The following is a 15,559-nucleotide window of genomic DNA, read 5'->3' on the forward strand; positions in this document are numbered from 1 at the left end:
GCGGCGCTCCCCCGCCCAGATGCGGGAGAGCGCCGCTTTGTCACTTACGCACGCGGCTTTTCGCGCTGCTCGTAGGTCTCGATGATGTCGCCGACCTTGAGGTCGCTGTACGACCCCAGCGTCAGACCACACTCGAATCCGTCGCGGACCTCGACCACGTCGTCCTTGAACCGCCGCAGCGAGCTGATCGGCAGGTTCTCGGCGATGACGGTCGCGTCGCGGAGCAGGCGGGCACGCGCGTTGCGGCGGATCTCGCCCGAGACGACGAGACAACCGGCGATGGTGCCGATCTTCGACGACTTGAAGACGTCGCGGATCTCCGCCTTGCCGAGCTCGACCTCTTCGTACTCCGGCTTGAGCATGCCCTTCAGAGCCTGCTCGATCTCCTCGATCGCCTGGTAGATGACCGTGTAGTACCGGACGTCGACGCCTTCGCGGGTGGCCCGCTCGGTCGCCTTGCCCTGCGCACGGACGTTGAAGCCCAGGACGATCGCGTCGGACGCGGTCGCCAGGTCGATGTCGGACTCGGTGACGCCACCGACACCGCGGTGCACGACGTTGAGTTCGACGTCGTCGCCGACCTCGAGCTGCACCAGCGAGGCTTCGAGCGCCTCGACGGTACCGGAGTTGTCACCCTTGATGATCAGGTTGAGGCTGTTCGTCTCCTTCAAGGCGGAGTCGAGGTCCTCGAGGCTGACCCGCTTGCGGCGCGACGCGTTGAGGGCGTTGCGCGTCCGGGCGGAGCGGCGCTCGGCGATCTGCCGGGCGACGCGGTCCTCGTCGACCACCAGGAAGGTGTCGCCCGCGCCCGGCACCGAGGTGAACCCGATGACCTGGACGGGACGCGACGGGTACGCCTCCGTGACGTCGACGTTGTGCTCGTCGACCATCCGGCGGACGCGGCCGTAGGCGTCACCCGCCACGACCGAGTCACCGACGCGCAGCGTGCCTCGCTGGACCAGCACCGTGGCCACCGGACCGCGGCCGCGGTCGAGGTGGGCCTCGATCGCGACACCCTGGGCCTCCATGTCCGGGTTGGCCCGGAGGTCCAGCGCGGCGTCGGCGGTCAGCAGGATCGCCTCGAGCAGGCCGTCGATGTTGATGTTCTGCCGCGCGGAGATCTCGACGAACATCGTGTCGCCGCCGTACTCCTCGGCGACCAGGCCGTACTCGGTCAGCTGCTGCCGGATCTTGTCCGGGTTCGCGCCTTCCTTGTCGATCTTGTTGATCGCGACCACGATCGGCGCCTTGGCGGCCTGCGCGTGGTTGATCGCCTCGACCGTCTGCGGCATCACACCGTCGTCGGCCGCCACCACGATCACCGCGATGTCGGTCGAGTTGGCACCACGGGCACGCATGGCGGTGAACGCCTCGTGACCCGGGGTGTCGATGAAGGTGATCAGACGCGGGTTGCCCTCGAGCTCGGTCTCGATCTGGTAGGCGCCGATGTGCTGGGTGATGCCACCGGCTTCACCTTCGCGCACCTTCGTCTTGCGGATCGTGTCGAGCAGGCGGGTCTTACCGTGGTCGACGTGACCCATGATGGTCACGACCGGCGGACGGACCTGCAGATCCTCTTCCTCACCCGCGTCTTCGCCGTAGGTGATGTCGAAGGTCTCGAGCAGCTCCCGGTCCTCTTCCTCGGGACTGACGACCTGAACGTTGTAGTTCATTTCGCCGCCGAGCAGTTCCAGGATGTCGTCGGACACCGACTGCGTCGCGGTGACCATCTCACCGAGGTGGAACAGCACCTGCACCAGCGAAGCCGGGTTGGCGTCGATCTTCTCGGCGAAGTCGGTCAGCGAGGCACCACGCGGCAGGCGGATCGTCTCGCCCTGCCCCTTGGGCAGACGGACACCACCGACGCTGGGCGCCTGCATGTTGTCCATGTACTCCTGGCGCTTCTGCCGCTTCGACTTGCGGCCCTTGCGTGAGGGGCCACCGGGACGCCCGAAGGCACCCGCGGTACCGCCACGGCCACCGGGACCGCCACGACCGCCGCCGCCACGGAAACCGCCGCCACCGGCCGGGGCACCGCCGCCGCCACCGGGGCCACCGCCACCGGGACGGAAACCGCCGCCACCGCCACCGCCGGGACGGAAACCGCCACCGCCGCCGCCACCGGGACCGCCGCGGAAACCTCCGCCGCCGCCACCGGGACCGCCACGAGCGCCGCCGCCGGGGCCACCACGGGCTCCGCCGCCGGGGCCACCACGGCCGCCACCGGGACCACCGGCCGGACGGGCCGGGCGGCCCGGCATCATGCCGGGGTTCGGGCGCGGGGGCATGTTGCCCGGGCTGGGCCGGTTACCACCGGGAGCGCCGCCACCGGGACGCGGGGCCGGACGGTCGCCGCCCTGCCCGCCACCGGGACGCGGCGGACGGTTGTCGCCGCCCTGCTGGTTGCCGCCACCGGGACGCGGGGCGGACGGGCGCGGGGCCGGGGCACCGGAACCCACGCCGAACGGGTTGTTGCCGACACGCGGGGTGCGCGGGCCGGGCTTCGGGCCGCCGGGCTTGGGCCCCTGCGGCTTCGGCGGCACGACCGAACCCTGCGACGGCGTCTGGGACGCCGGCGGGGTGGTGGGTGCAGCCGGGGTCTCCTTCTTCGGCTCGGCCGGAGCGGCCTTCGCCGCCGGAGCGACCTCTTCCTTGGGCGCCGGCGGCCGGGGGCCGGGGCGCGGACCCGGGCGGACACCCGGGGTGGCGGGCCGGGACGGCTGCTGGGCCGGGGCCGGCTTCTCCGACGCTGCCGGAGCGGACGCCGCGGGGGCGGCCGGGGCCTCGGACTTCGCCGCGGGCGCGGGCTGAGCGGGCTTCGCGGCCGGAGCCGGGGCAGCGGGCTTCGCGGGCGGCGCGGGTGAAGGACGGGGGCCGGGGGTCGGAACCGGCTTCTTCTTGCCGTCCTTGGACGGATACGCGTCACGGAGACGACGGGCGACCGGCGCCTCGACGGTGGACGACGCGGACTTCACGAACTCGCCCTGTTCCTTCAACTTGGCGAGAACTTCCTTGCTGGTGATGCCGAGCTCTTTCGCGAGCTCATGTACTCGGGCCTTGCCTGGCACAGCTCTCCTCATCTGGGGAGGCCGGCGGCAGACCCGCAGACCTCGTCCTATTGTCGCGCGTTCATTGATTCAGCTTCACGGCTGACTCATGACGGGTCGACCTGCTTCCTGATTCCATCCGGCACCGGGGATGTCCCGGCGCCCTTTAGCCTTCGGCGTGCCGCTCCAGGCGTTCGTGGACACCCTGGGCGTCGAGCGACCCTGGAACACGTAGTGCCCGGGGGAACGCCCTGCGCCGCTCGGCCTTGGCCAGACAGTCCGGCACGGGGTGCAACCAGGCACCCCGGCCCGGCAACCGCCGACGTTCGTCGACGATCAGCCGCCCGTCCGCCGCGACCACTCGCAGCAACTCGCCGATCAAGGCCCGCTTACGGCAACCCACACACGTGCGGACCGGAGTTTCCCGGTCATGCTGGAGGTCGGTTCCCGGCCGCGGGCTCTGAACCACTCGTAAGTCTAGCGCTTCGACCTTCACTCAGCCGAACCGGTTGCCGCGGCGGGCCGCGCCTGCCCGGCGTGTGCTTCGTCACCCTGCTCAGGGGCGGCGTCACTGCGGATGTCGATACGCCAGCCGGTGAGCCGGGCGGCGAGGCGGGCGTTCTGCCCTTCCTTGCCGATCGCGAGCGAAAGCTGGTAGTCCGGGACGACGACGCGAGCGGTCTTGGCCTTCTCGTCGACGACCCGTACTGAAACAACCTTCGCGGGCGACAGCGCATTCCCGACGAACTTCGCCGGGTCCTCGGAGAAGTCGATGATGTCGATCTTCTCGCCGGCCAGCTCGCTCATCACGTTGCGCACGCGCGCGCCGACCGGGCCGATGCAAGCGCCCTTGGCGTTGACGCCGGGGACCGTCGAGCGGACCGCGATCTTGGTCCGGTGTCCCGGCTCCCGCGCGACGGCGGCGATCTCGACCGTGCCGTCGGCGATCTCGGGGACCTCGAGGGCGAACAGCTTGTGCACCAGCTTCGGGTGCGAACGGGACAGCGTGATCTGCGGGCCGCGGTTGCCGCGCGAGACGGTCACGACGTAGGCCTTGATCCGGTCGCCGTGTTCGTAGGTCTCGCCGGGCACCTGCTCGATCGCGGGCAGCACGCCTTCGATGTCGCCGACCTGGATGACGACCATGCCGCGGGCGTTGGCCCTGGCGTCGCGCTGCACCACCCCGGCGACGATCTCGTTCTCCTTGGCGGAGAACTCGCCGAAGGTCTTCTCGTGCTCGGCGTCGCGCAGCCGCTGGAGGATGACCTGCCGCGCGGTGGTCGCCGCGATCCGGCCGAAGCCCTCGGGGGTGTCGTCCCACTCCTCGTCGGTCTGGCCGTCCGGGGTGAGGGTGTGCGCGAGGACGCGGACCAGCCCGCTCTTGCGGTCGATGTCGATCCTGGCGTGCGGCTGGTGGCCCTCGGTGTGCTTGTACGCGGTGAGGAGCGCGGTTTCGATCGCTTCGATCACCGTCTCGAAGGGGATGTCCTTGTCCCGTTCGATCGCGCGCAGCGCGGCGATGTCGACGTTCACTTCGGCTCCTCCTTCGGCTCCGTGGTGGCGGCGTTCAGGGCCGACGCATCGTTTTCCAACAGTTTCAGGTCCTCGGCAGGTGGTTGCTTGAACTCGATCTCGATGACCGCCTTGGTCACCGAGGCGTAGGTGACGTCCCGGATCTCGCCGTCCACGAGCACCCGCGCGGATTTCTCCCCCGCGTGCCCCACGCGGCCGATGAACGCCGCGCCTTCGGCCGGGGTGATCTTGACGAGGCGGAACTTCGCGCGCCGCCAGTGCCGCTGCAGGGTGAGCGGCCGGTCGAGACCCGGCGACGTGACCTCGAGCGTGTACGCGCTCGCGATCACGTGCTCGTTCTCGTCGAGCGCGGCGGAGACGGCGCGGCTGACGCTCGCCACCTCGTCCAGCCCGACGCCGTCGTCCCCGTCGACGACGACCTTGACCAGCTGGCGGCGGCCTGCCTGCTGGACCTCGAAGGAATCGAGGTCGAAACCCGCGGCCTTGACGGCTTCGGCCACGATGGGCTCCAGCCTGCTGGCGAGGTCGTTGGGCACGGTGGAGCGCTCCTGTTCGGCTGTGGGCGACCCGGCGGCGTGGATCCGGGTTCGGTAGTGGACCAGCTTATCCGGTCACCCCCGCGTGACGCGCGAGCGGCGGCCCCGCGCGGGGTACTGGCAGGATGGGGCGGCGTGACCGGAAGATCGACAGAGCCGAGCCGTCGCACTTTCCTGCGGATGGGAGCGCTGGCCGCGCTGGCCGTGCCGCTGGCGTCCGCCTGCTCCCCCGGCTTCGACGAAAGCCCCGACCCGCTGGGTCCCCTGCTGCGCGCGGCGGAGAACGACGCGGCCGGCGCGAAGGCGCTGGGCGCCGAGGGCGAAGCGGTCGCCACCGCGCGGGCCGCGCACGCGGCGGCGCTCAAGACCGAGGTGGACCGGCTCAACCGGCCGAAGCCGGAGCAGCCGGGTCCGGCGGCGATACCGCCGCCCTCGTCGCTGGACGGGCTCAAGGAGCGGCTCGCCACGGCCCGCAAGCAGGCCGAGGGCCTCGTGCCCTCACTGCCCCGCTACCGCGCCGGGATGGTCGCCTCGATCGCCGCGGGCTGCGCGGCGCTGCAGCAGAGTTCGGAGAAGCTCGGCCGCGGCGACGACGCCGGACCGGTCGAAGTGCCCGCCGGGGTCCGGCTCGCCGGGGAGAGCGCGGAAGCCGTGCAGCAGGCGCTGGCCGCCGAGCACGCGGCGATCTGGGTGTACGGGCTGGTCAGCGCGTACCTGCCCGCGGCGTTCACCGGCGCGGTGTCCCGCGGCACGGCCGAGCACGTCAAGCGACGGGACGTCTGCGAACGGATGCTTTCCGCGGCGGGTCAGACCCCCACCGGCCCGGAGGCCGCGTACGTGCCGCCGAGGCCGGTGACCGACGCGAACTCGGCCATGGAACTCGTGGCGACCGCCGAGGCGGACGCGACCTCGGCCTGGCTCGGCGTGATCGACCGGACGGACGACGCGGCCTTGCGGACGATGGCGCTGAACGCCCTGATCGGGTCGGCGCGGCGGGGCACGGCGTGGCGGGCGGAGTTCGGCGCGAAGCCGGTGGCGATCGCGATGCCGGGCCAGTCGGCGTAGACGCTTTCCCCGCATGTGTGCGACGAAAGGGCCCTTCACCGCGTGAGATGCGGTGAAGGCCCTTTCGGCTCACGGGGTCAGCGGCGCAGGTCGCCCGACAGCCGCAGAGCGTCGGTCGCGATCCGTTCGATCAGCGGCTTGTCGGTCTGCTTGTTGTAGAAACCGGCCAGCACGATGGCCACCTCCGGCCCGGTGACGTGGGAGTCGTAGGCCGCGTCCTGCCCGGAGATCTTCGGGGCGCCCTGGTCCTTGAAGGTCCCGTCGCGCACCAGGTCGGACACGTTGCCTGTGCCGTCCTTGTCGGTCAGCGCCTTGAGCTGGGTCGCGGTGACCTCGCCGGGCATGGTGACCAGGACGACCGAGACCAGTGCCTTCTTCCCGCCGGTCTCGGTCGTGTACAGCGCCCGCGAAAGGCGTGTGCACGGCGTGTCGGTGAAGAACTTCTTGGTGTCGCCGTAGGCCTTGCTCGCGCAGTCGGTGGTGACCTGCGGTCCTTCGACCAGCGTGTACTGGAACTGGCCGCTCTTCGAGGGCGGGTCCGCGACCGGGGTCACCTCCGGCTCGTGCCGGATGAGCCACCAGAGCAGGGCGGACACGACCGCGATGGCGACCAGTCCGGCGCCCTTCAGCGCCAGGCTCTTGGTGTCCCTCGGCGGATTCGGCGCGGGCGGCGGCCCGCCCGGTCCTGCCGGTCGCACCGGCTGAAGCCGGGCCGTTTCCGTCGGTCCCGGGGTAAATTGCGCACCAACCACGGGAACATACGGTAGTTCACGCCGCTCCGGCGGTTCACCTGAACGTGCTTATCACTCGTTCCACGTCGTCGGCCGTGTTGTAGAGGTGAAAGCCGAACCGCTGCCTTCCAGCCCGGGTACCGGCCACGATGCCCGCTTCCCGCACCCGGTGGGCGTCGGCGTCGAGCGAGACGATCGCACTCCCCTGACCGGGTGAGCCGAGCGCTCCGAGGAGTGAGTCGGCGAGCCCCACGCAGTGCGCGCGGACGGCGGCGAGGTCCAAGGACGCGAGGTAGTCCAGCGACGCCGCGGCGCCGACGAACGCGAGCCAGGCCGGGGACAGGTCGAGCGAGCGGGTGCCCTCGGCGAGCCGCAGCGGGAGTCCGTAGACGGTCTGCCAGCGGTCCTCCCCCGCGTACCAGTTCGCGGCGACCGGCACGGCCCGCTCCAGCACCCGCGGATGCGCGGCGAGCCACGCCGCCCCGCGCGGCGCGAGCAGCCATTTGTAGCCGGCGGCGACCACCCAGTCGGCCCAGCCGAGGTCCAGCGGCTGCCAGCCGGCGGCTTGGGTGGCGTCGAGCAGGACCGCGGCACCCGCCGCCTCGGCCGCGGCCCGGAGCGCCTCCAGGTCGACCTGGGCACCGTCGGCCGACTGGACGACGCTGACCGCGACGAGGTCGTGCCCCTCGACGCGGGCGGCCAGCTCGGCCAGCGGGACTTCGGTGACCTTCACCCCGCGGTGCGCCTGAGCCGCGAAGGGGAAGGTGACGCTCGTGAAGTCGTTCGCGGCGACCAGCACGCCGACGCCGTCGGGCAGACCCGCGGCCACGTTCGCGATCAGCTGCGAGACCGACGCCCCGACCGCGACCCGTTCCGCCGGGACCCCGATCAAGGCGCCGAATCCCGCCCTGGTCCGCGCGACGGGCTCGTCGAAGTCCGTCGGACGGGCCTCACCGCGGCGCCATCGCTCGACCGCGTCCGCCACGGCGTCGGCCACGTGCGACGGCGGGATGCCGATACTGGGCGTGTTCAGATAACCGGGCGGGACGGCGAATTCGGCTCCGAAGGTCTGCATGCTCCCGAGATTAATGAGATTCCGGGAGCAGGGCGGTGACGTCGGCGTACGACGGCGGGGTCAGCGGGAGCTCGCCGCCGTCGCGAACGGCCTCCACCGTGCGCAGCGTGGCGGCCAGTGCCATCCGGTACGGCAGCGAACCGAGGCTGACCCGCGCGACGCCGAGCCCGGCCAGGCCGTCGACGGTGACCTTGCCAGGCAGGAACAGCAGGTTCACCGGCACCCCGACGGCCTCCACCAGCCGCTCGACGTCCGCGGGCGCGGCGAGCCCCGGCACGAACACCCCGTCGGCGCCCGCGTCCACATAGGACAGACAGCGGCCGATCGCGGTGCCGATGTCCGGCTCCCCCAGCCAATGCGTGTCCGTCCGCGCGTTGACGAAAAGGCCGGGAGCGCGCTCCTTCGCCGCCGCGATCTTGGCCGCGTGCCGCACAGGATCGCCGAGCGCGTCTTCGAGGTTGATGCCCGCGACACCGGCTTCGGCGAGTTCCGCCGCCAGCGCGCCGACCTCGCCCGGGTCTTCGCTGAACCCGTCGGCGAGGTCGACGCTGATCAGCGCGTCCAGCCCGGTGAGGCGCCGCGCCAGCCGGACGGTGGCGTCCTTCGAGGACGGGGCGCCGTCCGGCTCGCCGTCGGCGGCCGAGACCCCGAGGCTGGTCGTGCCGAGCGCCGGGAAGCCTTGTGCGGCAAGGAAGGCGGCGGTGCCGAAGTCCCAGACGTTCGGCAGGAGCAGCGGGGAACCGGGAACGTGCAGCGCGGCGAATGCGGTCATGTCACGACGGTAGCGAGTGGACGCTTCGGTGACGGCCGAAGCGTCACCCCGGGTGCGCATGTCGCGAAAGCCACTTTCGGGACATCTGGTGTCTCGAAAGTGGCTTTCGCGACGCCCGGCAACATCTGACCGGCGGCCCGACCCCGCCGACGTTCCGAAAGTGGCTTTCGCAACGTCGGTCGCCCACCAAGAAGCGTCAGGCGCGTTCCAGGAAGGGCGTCAGCAGATCCGGCACGGACTCCTCCGCGAACAGGAGCCCCTGCTCCTCCCCCGCGTCGTACACCGAGTACGCCCCGGCACCGGCGGCCGTGGTCGCCACGACGGTCAGCAATCCCTTGCGCCGCTGGAAGATCGACTGTTTCACCGTCCAGCCGATCACGCCTTCGCGTTCCAGCGCGAACGTGCTCCGCCGCACGGTCCCGTGCCGCCCGACGAGGTACCGCCCGGTGATCCCGTGCCCGAGGTTGCGGTAGGCGTCCAGCGCCAGCAGCACCGACACCGGCAGCAGCACGACACCGAGCGCGGCGCCGATCACCAGCAGGACGTCGGTCAGCAGGAAACCGAGGAGCGCGAAGATCGCCAGCAGGACCACCACCGAACCGACCCACCAGCGCAGCAGCCGTCCCCGCGCGGCGCGGGGGTGCCCGGTGAGCCGGACGGCTTCGGTCGGCGAAACGGGTTCGCGCAGGACCGCGGCGGCGACCCGGTTGGCCGTCGCGACGGGCGCGGCGGGCAGAAGCGTGTGGTAGTCGGTCTTGTCCTTGTCGTCGCTCTGCCGCATGCCGGTGGCGATCGCGTCGACCCGCGCCGCGCCGGAGATCCGGTTCCCGAGCGGCTCGACGAGGTCGACGCCGCGCATCCGGCGTTCCTCGATCGAGATAGAGCGCGTGGTGAACAGGCCGCGGCGCACCCGCAGCGTGCCGCCGGATTCGCGGTCGAGCCGGTAGTTCCACCACATCTCGATCCACAGGCCCAGCGCGCCGACCAGGCCGACGAGCATCGCGATCGCCAGCAGGATCAGGATCGCCACCACCAGCGGGATCCCGCGGAACAGGCCGATCACCCAGTCGATCAGGCCTTTCTGCAGGCCCGCCCATTCGGAGATCTGCATGAGGCCACCGCCTGCCGCGAGGCCCAGTGTCGGTGTCAGGAACGACATCGGCGCGTAGCGGATCCAGCTCCGGTCGAGTTCGGCGAGCGGCGCGTCGTCGTCGGTCTCCGCGATTTCCGCGCGGCGCAACAGGTCCGCGCGCAGCCGCTCGGCCTCGGCGCGCGAGACGGGGTTGAGCTTGATCCGGCCCTGCCCGCCCGATTCGTGCGACCCGGTGCCGATGGTCACCACCGCGACACCGAACAGCCGGTGCAGCGGGTTGGCCGTCAGGTCGACGTTGCGGATCCGTTCGCGCTGCAGGGATTTCCGCGAGCGGAACACCAGCGTGAACGCCGTCTCCAGCCGGTCCGGCGTGACCCGGTACCGCACGCCCTTCCAGTAGAAGAGGTCCGCCAGCACACCGCCGGCGACGAGCACCACCCCGCCCGCGGCGACCCAGGCGAGCGCGACCCAGAACCTCGCGCCGCCGCCCACGATCGCGGCCGTGGTCGGGATCGCGGCACCGACGGCCGCGCCGGTCATCATCACCGCGGTGACGGCGAGCGTCCGCTTGTCGAGTGTGCTCCAGCCCTCGAACTCGCCCGAGGTCATGTCGCGTCCCCCGGCGTCGCCTGCGTCGTCTCGGTGAGCTGCTCCGCCAGGCTCGCGGCCAGTTCGTGGTCGAGCCCTCGGATCTTGACCGCGCCCCGCGCCGACGCCGTGGTGACCGTGACGGTCGCGAGCTTGAACACCTGCTGCAGCGGGCCGCGCAGGGTGTCCACGGTCTGGATCCGCGACATCGGCGCGACGCGCCACTCCTGCCAGAAGAACCCGGAACGCGCGTACACCGCCGTCTCCGTGACCTCCCAGCGATGCACCTTGAACCACCACAGCGGCATCGCGATCACCCAGACCAGGCCCAGTACCGCGAACACCGCCGCCGGTGTCAGCAGCCAGAACCGCGCGGGCGTGATGAGCAGCCCGAGCACCACCAGTACCAGCACCGGCGCGCCCCAGATGAGCGTTCCCTGCAGCCGCCACCAGCCCACGACCCGCTGATCCAGCGCGTTCCGCGGCGGCCTCAGCCGCACTTTCCCCCGTTCGGCTTCCACCGAAATCACCCCCGACGAATGTTTACAATGCGATCGCATCGTAATAGCGTCGGACAGTAGTGGCAATGCGATCGCATGGCAAACAGCGGAACGGATGGTGAGGGTGCCGAAGCAGGTGGATCACGCGGCGCGACGCGCGGAGATCGCCGAGGCGCTGACGAGGCTGACGGCCGAGCGGGGCCTCGAAGGAGTCAGCCTCCGGCACGTCGCCGCCGAAGCGGGTATGTCGATGGGCTTGGTGCAGCACTACTTCAAGACCAAGGACGAGATGCTGCTGTTCGCCGTCGAACGCCGCTCGCAGGTCTACGAAGAGCGCATCAAGGCCCAGCTGGAGGCCGGCGAACTGCCGTCGACGCCGAAGGCCATCATCCGCGCGATCATGGTCGAGATCCTGCCGCTCGACGAACGGCGCCGCGGCGATTGGCTGATGGGGGTCGCGTTCTTCATCCGCGCGATCTCCGATCCGTCGTTCGCGGCCGCGTTCACCGACGGCGTCCCCCAGCTGTTCGAGCTGTTCGCCCTCCTGATCCGGCAGGGACAGGAAGCGGGCGATGTCGACAAGTCGGCCGATCCGATGCACGAGTCCGCGATCCTCTGGGCGGTCGCCGATTCGCAGGGCACCAACATCGTGATGAAACACCGCACTCCGGACGAGGCTCTGTCCACTGTGGACTACCACCTCGACCGGCTGTTCGGTCAGGCGGTGAGCTGACCGTCGTAGTTCTTGCGCGCGTCGAGCACTTCGCCCATGTGGACGCGAGCCCATTTGTCGAGCATCTCGAGCGGTTCGGCGAGGTTGCGGCCGAGCGCGGTCAGCTCGTACTCGACGTGCGGAGGGATCTCCGGGTAGGCGGTGCGCGTCAGGATGCCGTCCCGGACGAGGCTGCGCAGCGTCTGGGTGAGGACCTTCTGCGAGATGCCGCGCACGCGTTTGCCGATCTCGGTGAACCGGAGCGGGCCGTCACCGAGCACGCCGACGATCAGCACGGTCCACTGATCGCCGATGCGGTCGAGCAGCGCGCGGGTGGGGCAGTCGGGGTCGTACGGGTCTCCGAGCACGTGACCTCCTCACTCTCCCCGGGAGAGTAACACGCCTAGCGAGAGGGGGTGGGCTGCATCAGCGCCTCGAACAGCAGGATCAGATGGCGGCGGCCGCGTTCCCAGCGCGCCTCCAGCTCGGTCTGGTCGCGGGTCGCCCAGCTCGCGATGAGGATGCCGCGGACGACGTCCATCGCCGTGTACACCGCGTGCAGGAACTCCGGATGCGCCGAATGATCCGGCAGCAGCGCCTTGCCGAACTCGACCAGGCTGCTCGTCGCGATCGGCTCGACCACGGCCATCTGGGCGCGCAGTTCCGCGTCGGTCCGCGACGCCACCCACAGCTCGACGGTCGCCGAGAAGACCGGCCCCTGGTGCATCTCCCACAGCAGCTGCAACGCGTCCCCGACCGGATCGGCCGACGCCTTGAGCCGGTCGATCTCCGCCATCGCGACCTCGGTGCGTTTGGCCGCGAGATGCCGGATCGCGGAGGTGACAAGGTCGGTCTTGGTCGGGAAATGGTGCACCTGCGCGCCGCGGGTCACCCCGGCGCGATCCGCGACGCGGGTGGTCGTGGTGCCCGCGTAGCCGTATTCGACGAGACAGTCGATCGTGGCGTCGAGCAGCCTGACGCGCATCGCGGCGCTGCGTTCCTCCTGGGTGCGTCGTGGGGCTGCCATGCGCCTACTTTATGGTGCGGCGCGCGAGGCACGCGCCACGAGGCTCTCGACCATGCGCCCGATGAAGTGGCCGAGGAACCGGCGATGGAACCAGCCGGTGCCCGGGATCTTGGCGGTGAACGTGGAATGCCAGTGGATCTCGGTGCCGTTCCGCTCGGGGGTGAGATCGACGTAGGCGCGGTAGTCGCGCAGCGGGAGCCCCTTCTTCAGGGCGTAGCCGAAGCGCTTGCCGGGTTGGAGCGCGATGACCTCTTCGCAGCTGTGGACGCCGTTGGTGCTGAAGACGCCGACGGCGCCGAGGCCGTTCTCGTCCCCCTTCCGAAGCAGGCGGAACGAGCCCAGGGGTGACCAGTCCGGCCAGTGCTCGCGGTCCACGAGGAGGGCGTAGACGGCTTCGGGGCTCGCACTCGTGTGGCCGTGGACGGAAATGCGCTGGATCTTCGCCATACGTGCTCCTTATCTCTCGCCTTCAGAGGACTAAACGCGGCCGGAGACGGGGACCGAGAGCGAAGTCCCGTCCAGCTCGAACGTCACCCGGGAGCCGAGCGCGGGCAGCGCCGGGTCGAACATGTCCCCGTCGGTCCCGCCCAGGACGAGCGCCAGCCGGTGTCCCGCCGGGACGACGTGGTCGAGGCTGCTCAGCCGGAACGTCATCGTGTACGCCTTGCCGGGCACGAGCGGTTCGCCGCGCCACAGCGAGCGATGGTGGCCGAGGTCCGCCCAGCCGGTCGCCACGATCTGTTTGTCCACAGTGGTCAGGTCGGCGACGGTGTCGAGGAAGCAGCCGGTGTCCGCGGCGGTGCCCGCGCCCCAGCAGGAGCGGGTCGTCAGGTCCTTGGTGCCCAGCGCGGGGAATTTCGTGTTCCGCGCGGTCGCGGGGCCGTAGTCGACCAGCACCGCGCCGATCCGCGCGGCGGGTTTGTCCGAGCGCGCGGTCACCGTGACGGTGGCGGTCCCGGCGACACGGGTGTCCGTCCGCACGGGTTCACCTGCGAAAACGAGCCGATCCGGGCTGGTCTCCGACGGGTTCTCCACCCACTGCGACGCCCCTCGCGCCGGATCGTCGGTCACCGAGGCCGTGCCTGGCGACGGGCGATTCCCCAGTCCGTTCTCCGTGGGCCACAACACGCGCTGCTGGGTGGCGGGCGGCCAGCGGCGCTCGTCGGTCCAGCGATCGGGAGTGTGCTCGATCCGGATCGCGGGTTCGGTCTCGACGCCGTTGCGGGCGCCGAGCAGCCAGCGGTCGAACCAGCGGTGCAGGGTCTTCACGAACAGCGACCGGTCGAGGTCGAACGGGTCGACGTGCGCCGCCTGGTGCAGCCAGGCCTTGCGCGGCACGCCGTATGCGTTGAGCGCCTCCCACCACGGCCCGAACTGGATCGGGTTGACGTTGAGATCGTGGAAACCCATCGACGCGAAAACGCTCGCACGCACCTTGCCGGTCTTCGCGACGTAGTCGAGCCCGCGCCAGTAGTCGTTGAAGTTCCCGTCCGTCCCCGCGCGCCGAGCGTTGTCCTCTTCGAACGGACGGCACAGCTTCCCGGCGCGCTCGTTGTAGAAACCCGGGCCGCCCGCCCAGCCGAAATAGGCGCCGTGCGAGTTGTGGACCTCGTAATACGAGCTGACCCCGGCGATCGGCACGATGGTCTTCAGGCCTTCGATCCCGGACGCGGCCATCCCGATCGCCGTCGCCCCGTCCTGCGACTTCCCGATCGCGCCGACCGATCCGTTCGCCCACTCCGCCCGCACGCGCTCGGGCCCGAACGGCGTGCGGAAAGCCTGGGCGCGGCCGTTGAGCCAGTTCACGACGCCGTTGCCGGACGCGACGTCGTCGAAGCACCCGGACGAGCGATTGGTGCCCCCGACGTCGACCAGCACGACCGCGTACCCGCGCGGGACGAAGTAGTTGTCGTAGAACAGGGGAAACTGCGACGGCGTGCCGTCGGGGAGGTACGTCTTCGGCTGGCGCTCGTTGCCGCGCCCGACCTTCTCGAAGTACGGGCTGACGTCCATGATCACCGGAACGCGCTGCCCGCGCGCGGCCGGTTCCGCCGGGCGGATGATGTCGGCGGCGATCCGGTCGGTCCGCCCGTCGCGGTCGAGGTCCTGGCCGGTCTCCACCCAGGCGGTCTCCCGGATGGCCTTCTCGTAGGAGAACACCGGCTCGCTGACGCCGTCGCGCAGGACGAACGCGGGTGACGCGACGGCGGGTGCGGCGGTCAGCAGCAATGTCGCCACCACGGTGGCGGTCAAGGTCTTGAGCCCCATCGTCCGAGTATCGCTTACAAAACCCGAACATTTCCCCGACATTCCTCGTATCCGGCCGCGCGACGCTCTTCGCATGCTGAAACACATCCTCGCCGCCGGACTCGTCGCGGCCGGACTCGTCGCTCTCGCCCCCGCCGCGTCGGCCCAGGCACCGATCACCCTCAGCCCTGAAGAATCCCAGACGCTGTGCGCCGAATGGCTGCCGAAGCTCACCCAGCGCACCACCAACCTCACCGAACGCGTCAACGGCGGCCCCGAGGTCCGCGGTTCGGTGGCGAATCTCAAGGCCAGGGCCGAGGGCCAGCGCAAGAAGGGCCACAACGACGCCGCGGACAGGCTGCAGAAGCGCGCCGACAAGCGCAACGCCAGGCTGCCCGAGCTCACCACGGCGAAGCAGAAGCTCGACGCGTTCGCGAACGCGCACTGCAAGGCGGGCAAGTGAAACGGCTCGTGGCCGCCGGCTTGGCCGCGCTCGCGCTGTTCGGCGCGGCCGGGTGTTCCGACGAAGAACCCGCTTCGAGCCCGGCGCCGGGTCAGCTGTGCGACGTCCAGCAGACCCTCGACTCGATCGAGCAGGACATGGCAGGCGACCCCGCCCCGTGACAGGATCGG

General features: G+C 70.7%; 17 protein-coding genes. 4 read left to right on the forward strand and 13 right to left on the reverse strand.

Annotation, left to right across the window (positions count from 1 at the left end; all coding sequences use genetic code 11):
* Positions 1 to 44: 44 nt before the first annotated feature.
* The 4 genes from infB to rimP all read right to left on the reverse strand — a co-directional run bounded on the left by infB (position 45) and on the right by rimP (position 5,116).
* Complete coding sequence (gene infB, locus ACXIZN_RS21305; RefSeq protein WP_457956449.1) at positions 45 to 3,068, reverse strand: translation initiation factor IF-2; 3,024 nt, start codon at positions 3,066 to 3,068, stop codon at positions 45 to 47.
* A 145-nt stretch (positions 3,069 to 3,213) separates the two neighbouring features.
* Complete coding sequence (locus ACXIZN_RS21310) at positions 3,214 to 3,408, reverse strand: YlxR family protein (protein ID WP_395863464.1); 195 nt, start codon at positions 3,406 to 3,408, stop codon at positions 3,214 to 3,216.
* 131 nt (positions 3,409 to 3,539) lie between these two features.
* The gene (gene nusA, locus ACXIZN_RS21315) at positions 3,540 to 4,580 is read right to left on the reverse strand and encodes a transcription termination factor NusA (RefSeq protein ID WP_126729275.1); all 1,041 of its coding nucleotides are present in this window, start codon (positions 4,578 to 4,580) and stop codon (positions 3,540 to 3,542) included.
* Complete coding sequence (gene rimP / locus ACXIZN_RS21320; protein WP_457956451.1) at positions 4,577 to 5,116, reverse strand: ribosome maturation factor RimP; 540 nt, start codon at positions 5,114 to 5,116, stop codon at positions 4,577 to 4,579. The genes nusA and rimP overlap by 4 nt, the downstream gene beginning before the upstream one ends.
* A gap of 135 nt (positions 5,117 to 5,251) precedes the next feature.
* On the opposite strand from rimP, the gene ACXIZN_RS21325 reads away from it, so the two are divergent.
* Positions 5,252 to 6,181, forward strand: coding sequence for a ferritin-like domain-containing protein (locus ACXIZN_RS21325; RefSeq protein ID WP_457956453.1), 930 nt, complete (start codon positions 5,252 to 5,254; stop codon positions 6,179 to 6,181).
* 77 nt (positions 6,182 to 6,258) lie between these two features.
* Here the strand turns inward: ACXIZN_RS21325 and ACXIZN_RS21330 are convergent, their stop codons facing one another.
* The 5 genes from ACXIZN_RS21330 to ACXIZN_RS21350 all read right to left on the reverse strand — a co-directional run bounded on the left by ACXIZN_RS21330 (position 6,259) and on the right by ACXIZN_RS21350 (position 11,000).
* Positions 6,259 to 6,879: a hypothetical protein gene (locus ACXIZN_RS21330; RefSeq protein WP_457956454.1), complete on the reverse strand. Its 621-nt coding sequence runs from the start codon at positions 6,877 to 6,879 to the stop codon at positions 6,259 to 6,261.
* Positions 6,880 to 6,967: 88 nt separating this feature from the next.
* Positions 6,968 to 7,987: an aminotransferase class V-fold PLP-dependent enzyme gene (locus ACXIZN_RS21335; protein ID WP_457956456.1), complete on the reverse strand. Its 1,020-nt coding sequence runs from the start codon at positions 7,985 to 7,987 to the stop codon at positions 6,968 to 6,970.
* A gap of 10 nt (positions 7,988 to 7,997) precedes the next feature.
* On the reverse strand, positions 7,998 to 8,759 hold the full coding sequence (locus tag ACXIZN_RS21340; protein WP_457956458.1) for an isocitrate lyase/PEP mutase family protein: 762 nt from the start codon (positions 8,757 to 8,759) through the stop codon (positions 7,998 to 8,000).
* 196 nt (positions 8,760 to 8,955) lie between these two features.
* On the reverse strand, positions 8,956 to 10,461 hold the full coding sequence (locus ACXIZN_RS21345) for a PH domain-containing protein (protein ID WP_457956460.1): 1,506 nt from the start codon (positions 10,459 to 10,461) through the stop codon (positions 8,956 to 8,958).
* The gene (locus ACXIZN_RS21350; RefSeq protein WP_457956461.1) at positions 10,458 to 11,000 is read right to left on the reverse strand and encodes a PH domain-containing protein; all 543 of its coding nucleotides are present in this window, start codon (positions 10,998 to 11,000) and stop codon (positions 10,458 to 10,460) included. Before ACXIZN_RS21350 ends, ACXIZN_RS21345 begins: the two co-directional genes overlap by 4 nt.
* 55 nt (positions 11,001 to 11,055) lie before the next feature.
* Between ACXIZN_RS21350 and ACXIZN_RS21355 the strand changes: the two genes are divergently transcribed.
* Positions 11,056 to 11,673 carry a TetR/AcrR family transcriptional regulator gene (locus tag ACXIZN_RS21355; RefSeq protein WP_126729289.1) on the forward strand — a complete coding sequence of 206 codons (618 nt, stop codon included), beginning with the start codon at positions 11,056 to 11,058 and terminating at the stop codon, positions 11,671 to 11,673.
* On the opposite strand, the gene ACXIZN_RS21360 is transcribed toward ACXIZN_RS21355, so the two are convergent.
* Genes ACXIZN_RS21360 through ACXIZN_RS21375 form a run of 4 tightly spaced genes read right to left on the reverse strand, consistent with a single transcriptional unit; the run spans position 11,658 to position 14,947 of the window.
* Complete coding sequence (locus tag ACXIZN_RS21360) at positions 11,658 to 12,020, reverse strand: winged helix-turn-helix transcriptional regulator (protein WP_126729291.1); 363 nt, start codon at positions 12,018 to 12,020, stop codon at positions 11,658 to 11,660. The genes ACXIZN_RS21355 and ACXIZN_RS21360 overlap by 16 nt on opposite strands.
* A gap of 35 nt (positions 12,021 to 12,055) precedes the next feature.
* Positions 12,056 to 12,637 (reverse strand): TetR/AcrR family transcriptional regulator, encoded by a 582-nt coding sequence (locus tag ACXIZN_RS21365; RefSeq protein ID WP_126729949.1) that lies wholly within the window; start codon positions 12,635 to 12,637, stop codon positions 12,056 to 12,058.
* 51 nt (positions 12,638 to 12,688) lie between these two features.
* Positions 12,689 to 13,126 (reverse strand): SRPBCC family protein, encoded by a 438-nt coding sequence (locus ACXIZN_RS21370; RefSeq protein ID WP_457956462.1) that lies wholly within the window; start codon positions 13,124 to 13,126, stop codon positions 12,689 to 12,691.
* Positions 13,127 to 13,156: 30 nt separating this feature from the next.
* Positions 13,157 to 14,947, reverse strand: a complete 1,791-nt coding sequence (locus ACXIZN_RS21375) for a CocE/NonD family hydrolase (protein ID WP_457956463.1) — start codon at positions 14,945 to 14,947, stop codon at positions 13,157 to 13,159.
* 73 nt (positions 14,948 to 15,020) lie between these two features.
* Between ACXIZN_RS21375 and ACXIZN_RS21380 the strand changes: the two genes are divergently transcribed.
* Positions 15,021 to 15,389 (forward strand): hypothetical protein, encoded by a 369-nt coding sequence (locus tag ACXIZN_RS21380; RefSeq protein WP_457956464.1) that lies wholly within the window; start codon positions 15,021 to 15,023, stop codon positions 15,387 to 15,389.
* The gene (locus ACXIZN_RS21385) at positions 15,386 to 15,550 is read left to right on the forward strand and encodes a hypothetical protein (protein WP_457956466.1); all 165 of its coding nucleotides are present in this window, start codon (positions 15,386 to 15,388) and stop codon (positions 15,548 to 15,550) included. The genes ACXIZN_RS21380 and ACXIZN_RS21385 overlap by 4 nt, the downstream gene beginning before the upstream one ends.
* The last annotated feature ends 9 nt before the right edge of the window (positions 15,551 to 15,559 follow it).

Source organism: Amycolatopsis sp. TRM77291 (assembly GCF_054166285.1).